Origin of the sequence: Sorangium sp. So ce426, assembly GCF_051475585.1 — a bacterium.
GTDB lineage: Bacteria > Myxococcota_A > Polyangia > Polyangiales > Polyangiaceae > Sorangium > Sorangium cellulosum_B.
On sequence record NZ_CP150341.1, the window covers coordinates 8,841,340 to 8,853,470 of the forward strand.

Sequence of the window (12,131 nt, forward strand, 5' to 3'; positions counted from 1 at the left end):
TCTCGAGCTTCGACCATTGGACCACGGGGGGCTTGCGTAGCAGAGCATCCGCGACATAGATGGATATAGCCATGCCTGGGCCGGGCCCTTGCGGAAATGTTCCGGCGGTCTCTGGGCTGAGGTCAACGACGAACACGGTACGCCCGCGCTCGATTACGGAGGCACAGATCCGACAGAGGTTCATCAGGCCGCCTGGTGTCGGCGGAAGCGCCACGCAGATCGGCGGCCCATCAGAACGCGCAAGCTCTTCATTGAGATCGGCAGACGGCTCTCCACCCAAGTATCTAACGCGCGCAGCACGATGACGTTTCGGATCGATTCTTGATGGCCCCAGCAGGAGCTCGTCATCGTCGACCACGACGGGGGATGCCACCTTGGCTAGAGCCGCTCCGGCAACCCTGCCCATGGCAACGTAGACTGCGCCCTGCATCGGATCATTCATCATCCGAATCCGCATGATCTACACTTGCACGCTGGTGGGTATGGTGTACCCGACTGGCATTCTTCAAGGCGACTACTGCACGATGCATGGCGCCATCTGTCGCAACCCGGATATCCCGTGATGCACATGCCGCCGATCTCTTGGCAATCAACGAACATGTCTGTGCATGTCTTGTCGGGCGTGCACCCTGCCATCTGCTCAGTGGCGCCGCTCCCCACGTCGTCACCGTTCCCGAACCGGTCCCCCGCAGCTGCTGACCCCGGTGGGTATGGTTCTCCGGCCCCTGTGCCTTCTGTCCCCCTGAGATAGCACTCGCCCACGTCGTAGTTGCACGCCCACACCGTGAGACCGAGAGGAATTAGAACAGGGATCGCCTTCAATTTTAGCCTGTGGCGCATCTTCATCCTCCAGGTTTTTTCAGATGCGTGTGCGGAGGGGCGGCGTCAACTGTGATTCAGGGCATGGATTGCGTCCCTGCGGCTACGGCTTGTCAATCCTCGCCCCGATCCGAAGCCGAGCTCGAGCTGAGCGCAGCGGGTTGCACATCGTCGCGGCCGAGCTCGGTGCGGACCATCGGAGGTCGAGGCGCACGTCGGCACGGCCTTGAGCAGTGAGCCTGGTCGGCGCGTTGTGACGCCCGGGACGGGAGTTCTCGAGCGTGAGCGCGGCGCAGCCCCCACGGCGGGGCGCGGAGGTCGAATCGGACGCCAGCGACGGCTGGCGACGAGGAGGGCGGGCGCGAGCGCTATATGGCCCTTCGCCGCGGCGGCGCGGCCGTGGAGATCGAGGCGCACGTCGGCTAGCTCGGCGCCCGTCGTCTGCGCGGTGTACATGCCGCCGGAGCAGATAGCGGGGCCGCGGCGTCAAGGAACACCACGGCGAGGTCCGCACCTTCCGACGGACGGGAGGCGGCGGTTGATGAGAGGATGGGTGCCTGATGAAAAGAGCGTGTTCTCCCGGGTGCGGCGCGGTGGCCGTCTCCTTCAGCTCGGATCCCCGGGATTGGGTGTGGGTCGCCGTGGCCCTGCTCGTGCTCGTCGGCATGGGCGCCGCGCTCGTCCTCGGCCTCCGGCGCCGTCGCTGACGCGGTAGGCCGCCTGCACCCGTAGGGGGGCGTTGCTCACTTGGGGCGGCGCCAGGCGGGGGAGCAGCCGCGGGTCGAGCTGGACGCCGGCGAGTCGGGGCCCTCGCGATTCACCTGGTCGAGGTCGGGGCCCTCGCCGGCGAGCTCCGCGAGCGAGATCTCGGCGCCGCGGCCTGGAGTCGTGCTCCTGGAGCTCCGCGCGGCTTGTATCACGCCCGCGGGCGCCGTCGTAGAGCTCCAGGCGCGCCACCGTCGGCGCCCTCGCACCCCTGCCATGTTCACGTCGCCATGCGAAGGGCTTTGCTCGCGCGCGACGTCGCGCAACTCGGGGTGTGCATCCGCAAAGGCAGCGCTCACTCCTTCCGGTCGGCAGTGCCGTCGCCGCGGTCGGCTGGAGCGCGCCGATGACAGGCATCGCTGAATCGGTTGCCAGCGGCGGCAGTTACCGCGGTCACGCTATGGCGGATCGCCCGAGGGGTGTGCGGCTCACATCGTTTACGGGGTTCACGCGATGTCTCGTGATCCTATTCAGGGAAACGCAACGTCTCGACGGCGACACCGTCCTCCCCCGTGATCATATCGCCGGTCCATTCCCAGCTCGTGCCGCCTGGGCCCGGCAGCCCGATCTCGAAGGTGACCCCCTCCAGCGTGAGCTGGTCCTCGTCGAGGTAGGCGATGCCGATCGAGTCCCCACCGCGCCCGGGGCCGCCGTAGCCGCCAGGGCCTCCGAGACCGCCGCTGCCCCCCTGACAGGACCACATGCCGTCCCCCAAGGCGCCTCCTGGAGCACCTCGGCCGGCTTTGCCGCCTTCCTCCGGCTCCCCGCCGTCGCCGCCTTGGCCCCCGTCGCGGGTGGTGATGATGCTGTCGCGCACCGTCACCTTCGCGTGGAGCGCCAGGATGCCGATGCTCGGCTGGGCGTTCCCGCCTGCTCGGCCGCCCCGCCCCCCGCAACCGCCCGCGCCTCCGGAGCCGCCGCCGGCGCCGCCCTGGGTGGCCACGCCGCACACCGCGAGCCCACCGCGACGCCCGCCGCCCCCGCCACCGCCTTGACCCGGCATCCCCCGGGCGCCGTCGCCGGCCCAGTCGCCGTGCCATCCGGTCTCATCGATCCGCCCGCGCCCCTTTCCCGCTGCGCCGGCGGCGCCCCACATGCCGCTTTTCCCGGTGGTGCCGCTGTTGCAGCCACCGTCTGACCGGTCGCCACGTCCTCCAAGCCCCTGGTGCTGTGGGTTCGGCTCGGGTACGGGCTCGCCGTCCTCCCCATCTCCGGCGCCGTCGGCGAGGCCGTCGCCCCCCTTGCCACCGACGCTCGGGATCCCTCCCTCGCAGGAGTTCACCGCCCGAGCCCCACCCGGGACCGTCGCTGCGGAGCACGCGTCTCCCCCATACTGCCCGTCCGGCCCCGACGCTGCCCGGCCCGGCCAGTTCTCCCCATCGTGGCCCCCCCTTCCGTAATCGCTTTCGATCCAGCTTCCGACGATCTCCACCGCGGCGCCCGACCGAACGATCATCCCGATATGCATTTGGCTGCCGATGAACATGTGATCGATGACCGAGACCCCGTCCGCTGCCCCCGTGTCGCCGTCGCGGGCCGGCTCGACGATCAGCGCGATCTGCCCGACCGAGGGGGGAATGAGCTTGCTCATGCTCTGCGACAGGGTTTGAATCTCCTTCACGCGTTCCCATTCGAACGTGTCGAAGCCTCCGTAGATATCCACCCCGGAGGGCAGCGTGACGGACTCGTCGAAGCCATCGTTGTTGGCGAACACGCGACCGCGTTCGGTGCGCGCAAGCTCGATGCCGCGCTGGATGGAACGAACCGGCCTGTCCTTCGTGCCGGGGTTCGCGTCGTCGCCGCCGAAGAACGGATTGTGGACGAACACGCCGCAGCCATCGACCGCCTTGCCGTTCGCAAGGTGCTCCAGGCAGACGGACTCGGGGATCGGATCGCCTCCACACGTCGAGAGGCCGTCGCACGGCGGCGTACCGTTCGGGTCGTCTACCCCCGGTGCGGTCCCGCAGCCGACGGAGGCGAGCGGCAGCGCAACGACGAGGAGGATCGCGGAATTCAGGTTCATGAGCATCCCTCACTGGTCTCGTGTCGCGCGGCGCGATTCAATGGATCAGCTCGCCTGCCGCGGGAAAGGCGACCAGTTGACCTTGTGGGCCGCGTTCCCCTTTGCCCACCTCGTCCTCCGGACCGGCGTTCCCTGCGAGACCACCGGCACCGGGCGCCCCGGGAACAATGGTGGTCCCGGGTCGAATGGCGAGGTTGGGCACCACGTAGGCGATGCCGACGGATGCGCCGCCCAGCCCGCCGCCGGCATCGCCGCCGCGACCGCCGTTGCCTCCTCCGCCACCGGGGCAGGCTGCCCACGTCTGACCGGTGTTCGTCGCGAAACCTTTCCCCCCGTCACCGCCGGGGCGCCCCGCACCGCCCGGCTGGCCCGTTCCGCCGACCCCGCCCTGGCCGCCCTTGCCAGTGAGCACGTCGGTGTTGGCGACGGTCAGGTCCGTGCCCTCCAGCGCGACGATCCCGATGCTCGCGCCGCCATAGCCGCCGCCATAGCCTCCCCGACCGCCACAGCCGCCGCTCCCGCCAGCGCCGCCGGCGGCGCCCCCCTGGGGCAGGCCTGCCGGACACGCGACCATGTCCCCACGCGACTTGCTGCCGCCACCGCCACCGCCTCCCTGGCCGACGCCGCCCTTCTTCCCGTCCTTGCCCGGGACACCGATCCATCCATCGTCGCTGAGGAAGCCTGGACCGAAGGCGCCATCCGCGCGACCGGCGTCGACGCCGTCTGCGCCGTCGCCCCCTTCGCTGCATCTCGTGACATCTGCGCCGAGCCCTGCATGGCCGTCGCGCTCGGAATCCTCCGCGGGCGCCGGCTCTCCCGGTGCGCCATCGCCGCCGACGTCGAGTCCGCCGTCACCGCCGTAGCCACCCGTCGACTCGATGCCGTCGCCGCACACGGTGACCACCGCAAGGGCGCCCGTCGGGGAGTCCGTGGTGCAGGCGTCCACGCCGTCGTTTCCCATCAGGCCGTATGGCGCCCGCTCGGCGTCCGCGTCCTCTCCCGGCTCCCCGTCCTTGCCGTCGCCCGCGACGATCACGCTGTCCTGCACGATCGCCCTGGCCCCCGTGCTCAAGATCACCGCGATCGACGACTTGCCATCCGGCGCGGAGGCGTCCGCCGCCACAACGCGCACGCCAGCGATCACCGACGTCGTATCGTCCCCCGCGAGCGCCGTACCCTCCGCCCCGAGGACCCGCAGCGGGATCCCCCCCGGCGGAGCGATGATCGTCGGGTGCTCGGGCCCCCCGAATGATCCCTCGTACGACCAATACCCGCCGTCACACAGGCGCCCGCCCCAGAGGTCGACCCCCGAAGGCAGCGTGATCTTCTCCTCGAACTCCCCGCCGCACGCGTACACGCGCCGGGTCGGCGCCTCGCCGTGGCCTCGACCGTGCGCGGCGAGCCCGATCGCGTGTTGCAAGGTCTTCACCGGCGCGTCCTTCGTGCCAGGGTGCCTGTCGTCACCCGACAGCGGGCTGACGAACACCCCGCATTCATCCAGCGCCGGCGCCGTGCTGGGCTCTCCCTCGCACGGACCGGGCGGAGGCACCGGATCGGGTTCGCACGCCTCCACCTCCCAGCAAGGGTCGGAGTACGGACACCCTGCCAGCGTGCTCGCGCCGCACACGCAGATCGCGAGCGCGACGGCAACCCGCGCCACGCGCCGGCCTTCCTTCGAGCGCATCGTCTCGGCCCCCGATGTCCTCACCACGGCCCCTCGATCATCACGCCGATCTCTCGCCCGCTCGCCACGGGCGAGGCATGGATCCGATCCTGAGCCGGCGTGGGCCCCAGGAAGGAGAAGTCCGTGAAGAAGGACGCGGCGGTCGCTGCCCCGATCACACCGCCGGCGATGAGCAGGGCCGTGCCCATGCCCGCGGACAGGTTGCGCTCGTCTCGAAGGCGGAGCAGGTCAGCGCACGCCGGGCGGTCCGCCGCTTGCCAGCACCTGGACCCGCTCGCCGCCGTACCGCCGTTGAGCCCGTCGCGCCGTTCGCTCAGATCGCCGTCGAGATTCGTGGCCCGGATCATGAGCAGGCTGCCCGCCGACAGGGTGGCCGTCGTGACGGCGATCCCCGCGATGCGCAGTGTCGTCGGCCACGACGCTGGCTGCCCGGGAGCTTGCGGGCGCGCAGGGGGCGATGCGCTCACGGCCTTGGGCACCGCAGGCGCGTTGTCCTTGGCGCTGCTCTCGGCCGCGCGTGGCAACTGGATCGTCATGGTCGGCTCGGTCGCTGGCTGCGCGTCCAGCGTCTGGGAGCCTTCCTCGCGGCCCGGTGCTCGGGCCCGCACCATGTGCTTGCCAGGCTCGAAGAACAGTCTGTAGGTCCGCCTGGGTCGGCCGATGGGCTTGCCGTCGATGAGCACCTCGGCATCCGGCGGATCCACCGACAGATAGAGCGTCGCGACGAACCGAACGGCCTTGGCCAGTCCGTCCGCGAATCCTTTTTGCTGCTCAGGAGAGAGCGCCTTGCGCCGCTCGAGGCTCCAAGCCAGGTGCTCCGCTGCGTCACGAAACTTGCGCAACTTGAGCTCGCAAAGGCCCAGCTCTCCAGCGACCTCAGCGGATTCTCGCTCTGTAACAGATGTCGAGTCGATCGCCTCGAAGGCCGCCTTGTACGCGGCGTGTGCCTCGGTCCACTTTCCCGATGCCCGAGCTCGCCGGGCGCGGCGAAGATGGTCCTTTACGATCGAATCGTCGCCTCGTGCGGGGGCCGAATTCCGGTCCTCCGCATGGACCGGATGCGCAGTGCCGACAACGACGCCAAGCATCAAGGATATCCAGAGCGTTTGCGCGACAAAACGCATGCGCGACGGTACTCACGCCAGTCGTGGCGCGTCAACAGCACGGAAAATGGCATGACCTGAACGTTCCGATGAGAAAATCCCGCCCGTTCGGGGAATGCGACCATCGCTGCCTGTGCTGTCGCAGGCCTCGCGCCTACATGTCACACTCTATCCGACTGACGCTGGAGCCGACCTGCATTTTCTTGAAGCCCTCCGGACGGCTCAGGTGTTTTACCGGTCATGGGCGAGCCAGGCAGCACCCCTCCCGGCTTCGAGTTCTTCCGGCGCCTCGCGCGGCGTCTCGGTGTCCCTGCGCGACACGCGGAGGACCTCGCGCAGGATGCCTTGTTGCGGGAGCTGGAAGCGAACCAGCGGATCGAGCTCGGGGAGGCTCGGGCCGCCTACGGTGCCACCATCGTCCGGAACCAGGCGCGGAACCACGTGCGGAACGCACGCCGTCGGGGGGAGGTCCTGACCTCGTTCGACGATCACGAGCCTCAGGCGGACTGCCCGACCCCGGAAGAGATGCTCCGCAGGCAGCAGCGGGAGGCGCTCCTTCACGACCTGATCAACCAGGTCGACCCCAAGTACCGCGACGTCTTGATCAAGCACGCGCTCGAGGAGGTGCCGCTCATCGAGATCGCCTCCGAGCTCGGGCTCAACCCGAAGACGGTGAGTACACACTTCCTCCGAGCGCTCGAGGACCTCGACGCGGCGGTGAAACGCCGGAAGGCGCGGCAACGCTCGCGCGGATGGGACGACGCTGCATGCGTCCCGATCGCCGTCGATCTGCGGGGCCGCGAGGGGTGGTTGAGCAAGCTAGGCCGCCTGAGGATCAAGCTCCTGGTGCAGGGAACGGTCGTCGTGCTGACCGGCGCCGTCGTCGCGACGTCGCCGGACTCGTTCAGCCCGGAGTCGTGGCTGCGGGCAGCGGTGGTGCGTGCTCCTGCGCCCGCACCGGCGGTGGAGGAGCTCGCGCAGCCGCCGGTCCAACTTCCCATGCGCGCGGCCGCCGCGCCGACCGCGCCGACCACCCAGGAGATCGCGCAGCCGGCGCAGGACCGCGACGCACGAGTGCCTGCTCCCTCAGGCACGCCGGTTCGTCGTAGCTCGCTCCCCGTCCGCGCCGTGGTCCCAGCCGTCAGCGAGCGCGAGCAGAGCCTCATCGACGAGGCCCGAAGGGCCGTCGAGGACCATAACGCGATCGCAGAGGCAGAGGCGCGCCGCTTGCTTGAGACACATGCACGGGAGTTCCCGCAAGGACAGCTCGCCGCGGAGCGTGAAGCGCTCCTGACGCAAGTTCGCTGAGTCCTCGGCGTCCCTCCGACAACCAGCAGGCGGTGACGCAAGTGATGTCGTCGGACAGCACAAGGCCGAGATCTGCCCTGCGTCCAGACAAGGACGTTCACGTCCAGGAGACGAAACGCGATGAATGAAGACGAGCGCGCCGCCGCGTACGCGCGCCTGTTTTGCCCGGCGGTCCTACGTGCCGTGCTGCGCTGGCTGCGGAGGCTGGGGGTCCCCCTGTGCCATCGTACCGACGTCGCAGGCCAAGTCTGGCTCAACGCCTGGGAGAGCTGGCCCAGGTTCGATCCGAAGCGCGGCAGGCCTGAACGCTGGTTGAACGCGATCACCGTGCACGTCGCCGCGCACTATCGCGAACGTATGCAGCACCGCAGGGAGGAGCTCGTCGATTTGATCGATGTGCCCGATCCAGCACCGGATGCCTTTGCTGCGATGGAATCCCACAGCATCAGAACGGGCACCATCGACGCGGTGAACGAGCTTGATCCGCAGCTGCGCTCTGTTCTCGTGGCACACGATCTGGATGGCATCCCGATGGCCCAGGTGGCAGAAGACGCGGGGCTACCTCTCTCTACGCTCTACAAGCGACGCACCAAGGCCCTCGGTGCGCTGCGCGACTGCCGATCGCCTCGCGCACGACACGAGCCGCAACGTGATCCCCGAGGACGACGGCGCGGCCGAGGGCGCTGGCGATCGTGATGCGCGAGCTCAGGGCGATTGCCCCTCATCGCCCGGCTCGTCGTCTCCCGACTCGCTCTCCTCCGACTCGCCGTCTTCCGGATCGGCCTCCTCCGGCTCGCCGCCGTCCTCTCCCTCCTCTTCTCCTCCGCCGTAGGCGCCGCGCGAGACGGGGAACGGCGCATAGTCCTTCATCCTGTCGGTGCCCGCGTACCAGTACTCCGCGGCGGCGCGCAGCCTCCGCTCGGCGTTCACGACGAGGGTGTACGCGGCGTCGCGGAGCTTGCGCGAGCGCACCGCCTCGAGAGAGAGCGTCTTGTCGGCGAGCATGCGCGCGAGCACCGGCGAGAGCTCGCGGAGGCGATCCGCCGCGGCGGCCTCGCCGCGAGGCGCCTTTTGAACGGCCTCCGCGTGCTCGGAGCAGAGCAAGAGGAGATCGGAGGCGTCCTGGACCAGATCCGCGTCGCCGCTGCCCGCCCGGATCGCCATGAGCCGCTTTTGACCTTCGGGGCTCTTCTTGAAGCGGAGATCGAAGAAGCGGAGGAGCGACTGCTTGATCTGGGCGGCCTCGGCGGCCGGCTTCTGAAAGGCCGCGACGGCCCGCTCCTGGCGCTGCTGCGCCGCTTGCCAGCGCGATTGCACGACGCGCAGGAGCTCGATCTTCTCACGAAGCCCGCGGATCTCCTCTCGCGTGAGCTGGGGCTCGTCGTCGGGGAACGGCGTGCGCACGAGATCCGCCGCGTCGCGCTCGGCGGCGAGCTGAATGCGGCTCGCCCAGATGACGCGTCGAGCGAGCTTGCCTGGAAAGAGTGAGGTGTTATCGCCGAGCGACTCGGCTTCTCGGAGCAGCTCGGCCTCTCGCTCGGCGCTCAGCGTGAACTCGGGCGCACCGCCCGACGAGCGGTGCGCGCCTCCGGCGTCGCTCGAAGCGCGCGTGCTCTGGGCGTTCTTGGTCCTGGATGAAGCGGTGGTGGGTGCCTTCGTTGTCATGGCGATGAGATGTCTCCTTGTCGAGGTCAGCGCCCCTCCGAGCAGAGGCGCGGTCGCTCAATGAGGGAATCGGCGCCGCCGAGGCTTCGGGTCACAGGAGAGCACGATACCGACGCTTTCGTCGCAAGGGCGCAAGGGCGCAAGGTCGCAAGGAGACAGAGGCGCCGCGCAAACGGACGCCGAGGCTGCGCAGCAGCGGCGACGGCCACGCGCAGGCATCGAGCCATGACAACGCAGGGCAACCAACTGGGCGCGCAGGAGGGCGCCGGGGCTGCGCAGGAGCCAGGTGATCGTACGATAGGACACCCAAATGGATGCGCAGAAGGGTCGCGGGGGCTGCGCAGGAGCCATGCGATCGTACGATAGGACACCAAAATGGATGCGCAGGAGGGTCGCGGGGGCTGCGCAGGAGGGCGGCCGGGACCGCGCAGCAGGACCGCCGGGGCTGCGCAGGAGGTCGCCGAGGCCGCGCAGGAGGGCGGCCGGGGCTGCGCAGCAGGACCGCCGGGGCCGCGCAGGAGGGCGGCCGGGACCGCGCAGCAGTGTACGAGCGGCGATTACGCCTGCTCGAACTGCACCGGATCGAGCGGGCCGAGGCGCGCCAGCGGGCGGCGCTCGAGCGGCGCGGCTGGCCGGTCGACGGCCCCGGCTGCAGCCCGCCATGTGACGCGCGCTGGCATGCCCCCTCGCAGCGCAAGTCCGCGAGCGACGGATCGCGTCTCGTGGAGGTGGCACATGCACACCAGGATCGGCCTGACCATGGCGGCGCTCGTCGGAGCGCCGGCCTGCGGCACAGCGGACGAGGCGACCGACCGAGGCACTGACGGACCCCGATGGTAGCGTCGAGGCGCCGCCGCGGAGCTTCTACGTGGAGCTGAGTCAGGACACGAGAGCGCGATCCCGCAGATCGTCCAAGCCGCTCGGCACGAGTTCGCCGCAGCCTGCGCGGTGTGCCCCAGGGCAAGGGATCCGCGGGATTCGCAGCGCTGCTCCAACGACTCAGGTGCGGCGCTCGGCACCCTGCGAATCCTCTGCAGCCTCATTTGAGCCATGAGCAAAGAGCTGAGGACCATCGGCATCCTGGCCTCCGGCGTGGCGATCGTCGCCGCGGCGTGGCTCGACGCGCCGGTTCCTGAGGGGACCTTTCCGCCCCTCGGCTGGCTCCGCGCCGGCCTGCCCGTCTACCTGTACGTCTTCGGCCAGTGCTGGCTGGCCGAAGGTCGTGCCCGCGAGCGGCGCGCACGCGGGCTCAGGGACGAGAAGTAGGTGCGCAGGCCTCGAACCCCTCCGGGGCACGACCCGACGAGCTCGCGCGCGACGTGCTCACCGTCGAGGAGGTCGTCGAGGCCGAACTGGACGTGGACGCCGTGGTGCTCGCCTCGGCCCCTCCTGCCCCGCCCGCTTCACGCGCTCGCTTCCGACGCAATCGGCGACGACCCCAGCCGATCCTCTGCCGAGGACCGCGGACGAGCTCCGCGACCTCATCCCCGAGGGCGAGGGCGCGGCTCAGGGTACTGGCGAGCGATGCGACGACGGCGGCCCGTGGCGATGGGCTGGTCGGGGCGACTCGTCGCGGCGCAGGGATTCGCGGTGCGGCCGCTTGAGCCTGACTTCGAGGACGTGCGATCCGCAATCCGGCTTCACACCCCTCGGAATCCCGGCGAACGTGATGAACGCAACGGTTCAAACGCTGCGCTTCTTTCGCCATGGAAACCGGCGACCATCTCCATGACACTGTCGCTGCTCCCACGACGCGCTCGGCCGAGCAGGTCCAGGGCCGCAACGCCATGGCGTTCGCGGATGCGCCTCGACCCTGCTCCGGGCTGCTACTGTCCTCCCATGCCGTCCACGCGTCGCCTTGCCGCTGAGATCGTCCGCATGGTGCCACCGCGCGACCGCGCGCTGCTGCTTCGGTTCGGCCTCGACCTGAACAATCCAACGGACGCGGAGTTCTTCGTTGAGGGCGTCCGAGCCGCTGAAGACGCCATCGCGGCGCAGCAGCGCTGGGAGCGAGCAGCGGCCAGCCCGTCGAGCCGCACGCGATCGCCTCCAACGCGCGCTGCACGTCGTCGCGCGTCGCGCTGACGTCGTGGCCAAACTCCCGGCGCGCCGCGTTCCGCTCTGCGCGCTGGCCACGCTCGGCCCAGAGAGTACTACTTCCTGTACCTGGTGGTGGACGTCTACAGCCGCAAGCACGTCGGCTGGTCGGTCGAGACCGAGGAGTCGATGCTGGTTGCCGCTCGCCTCATCCGCCCAACGACCGCCACAAGGGTCGCGACGGTGCGCTGCTCGCCGCCCGCCACGCGCTCGACCAGCAGGCCAAGGTCTAACGTCGCCCGCCGGACAATCATGATGCGCGGTAGGTCGCGCTAGCAGGATCTGGCTGGGATGCCGAGTGTGCGTCGCGGATTCATGCACAAGCTCCTGGCTCGTGCTGCAGTTCGGGAGGCTCCTCGCCTGATAACTGGCACCCCGAGGCGGACGGATTCCTTCAGCCTCGGGGTAGATTTTCGAGGTTGTTCCTCGTCGTGTGGTCGGGGTTCGTGGTGAGATACGGACTATGGAGGCAGCCCGATCTAGAGCATGACCCGGCCTTCTTAATCTTCGCTCTGGGCTCCTTGTCCACCTCCGTGTACCAATCGTGACCGGCGTTGATACTGTCAACCACCTCCTTGTTCGTGTAGAACCTACCGAGATTCGTCACGACACCGACGATGTGTTCATGGGATATTCCATCCTTGTTCGCAACCGTCTGCTTACGCAC

At 69.3% G+C, this 12,131-nt stretch carries 11 protein-coding genes; 5 read left to right on the plus strand and 6 right to left on the minus strand.

Annotated elements, in window-relative coordinates; genetic code table 11:
• The first annotated feature begins 1,379 nt into the window (after nt 1-1,379).
• Nucleotides 1,380-1,526 (plus strand): hypothetical protein, encoded by a 147-nt coding sequence (locus tag WMF44_RS32900; RefSeq protein WP_437294005.1) that lies wholly within the window; start codon nt 1,380-1,382, stop codon nt 1,524-1,526.
• A gap of 524 nt (nt 1,527-2,050) precedes the next feature.
• On the opposite strand, the gene WMF44_RS32905 is transcribed toward WMF44_RS32900, so the two are convergent.
• The 3 genes from WMF44_RS32905 to WMF44_RS32915 are packed head-to-tail and all read right to left on the minus strand — an operon-like array spanning nt 2,051 to nt 6,415.
• The gene (locus WMF44_RS32905) at nt 2,051-3,607 is read right to left on the minus strand and encodes a hypothetical protein (protein ID WP_437294006.1); all 1,557 of its coding nucleotides are present in this window, start codon (nt 3,605-3,607) and stop codon (nt 2,051-2,053) included.
• A gap of 37 nt (nt 3,608-3,644) precedes the next feature.
• Nucleotides 3,645-5,291, minus strand: coding sequence for a hypothetical protein (locus WMF44_RS32910; RefSeq protein ID WP_437301641.1), 1,647 nt, complete (start codon nt 5,289-5,291; stop codon nt 3,645-3,647).
• A gap of 20 nt (nt 5,292-5,311) precedes the next feature.
• Entirely contained in the window at nt 5,312-6,415 is a 1,104-nt protein-coding gene (locus WMF44_RS32915) for a hypothetical protein (protein ID WP_437294007.1), read from the minus strand.
• Nucleotides 6,416-6,634: 219 nt separating this feature from the next.
• On the opposite strand from WMF44_RS32915, the gene WMF44_RS32920 reads away from it, so the two are divergent.
• Nucleotides 6,635-7,702, plus strand: a complete 1,068-nt coding sequence (locus WMF44_RS32920; protein WP_437294008.1) for an RNA polymerase sigma factor — start codon at nt 6,635-6,637, stop codon at nt 7,700-7,702.
• Between the two features lie 120 nt (nt 7,703-7,822).
• A complete protein-coding gene (locus WMF44_RS32925; protein WP_437294009.1) occupies nt 7,823-8,398 on the plus strand; it encodes a sigma-70 family RNA polymerase sigma factor in 576 nt (191 codons plus the stop codon).
• 9 nt (nt 8,399-8,407) lie between these two features.
• On the opposite strand, the gene WMF44_RS32930 is transcribed toward WMF44_RS32925, so the two are convergent.
• Both WMF44_RS32930 and WMF44_RS32935 read right to left on the minus strand, forming a co-directional pair.
• Nucleotides 8,408-9,367, minus strand: a complete 960-nt coding sequence (locus WMF44_RS32930) for an ATPase (protein WP_437294010.1) — start codon at nt 9,365-9,367, stop codon at nt 8,408-8,410.
• 557 nt (nt 9,368-9,924) lie between these two features.
• Complete coding sequence (locus WMF44_RS32935) at nt 9,925-10,128, minus strand: hypothetical protein (protein WP_437294011.1); 204 nt, start codon at nt 10,126-10,128, stop codon at nt 9,925-9,927.
• A 289-nt stretch (nt 10,129-10,417) separates the two neighbouring features.
• Here WMF44_RS32935 and WMF44_RS32940 point away from each other — a divergent pair, with 289 nt between their 5' ends.
• A complete protein-coding gene (locus WMF44_RS32940) occupies nt 10,418-10,633 on the plus strand; it encodes a hypothetical protein (protein ID WP_437294012.1) in 216 nt (71 codons plus the stop codon).
• Between the two features lie 573 nt (nt 10,634-11,206).
• Complete coding sequence (locus WMF44_RS32945; RefSeq protein WP_437294013.1) at nt 11,207-11,452, plus strand: hypothetical protein; 246 nt, start codon at nt 11,207-11,209, stop codon at nt 11,450-11,452.
• 406 nt (nt 11,453-11,858) lie between these two features.
• Here the strand turns inward: WMF44_RS32945 and WMF44_RS32950 are convergent, their stop codons facing one another.
• Nucleotides 11,859-12,131: a DUF3892 domain-containing protein gene (locus tag WMF44_RS32950; RefSeq protein WP_437301642.1), complete on the minus strand. Its 273-nt coding sequence runs from the start codon at nt 12,129-12,131 to the stop codon at nt 11,859-11,861.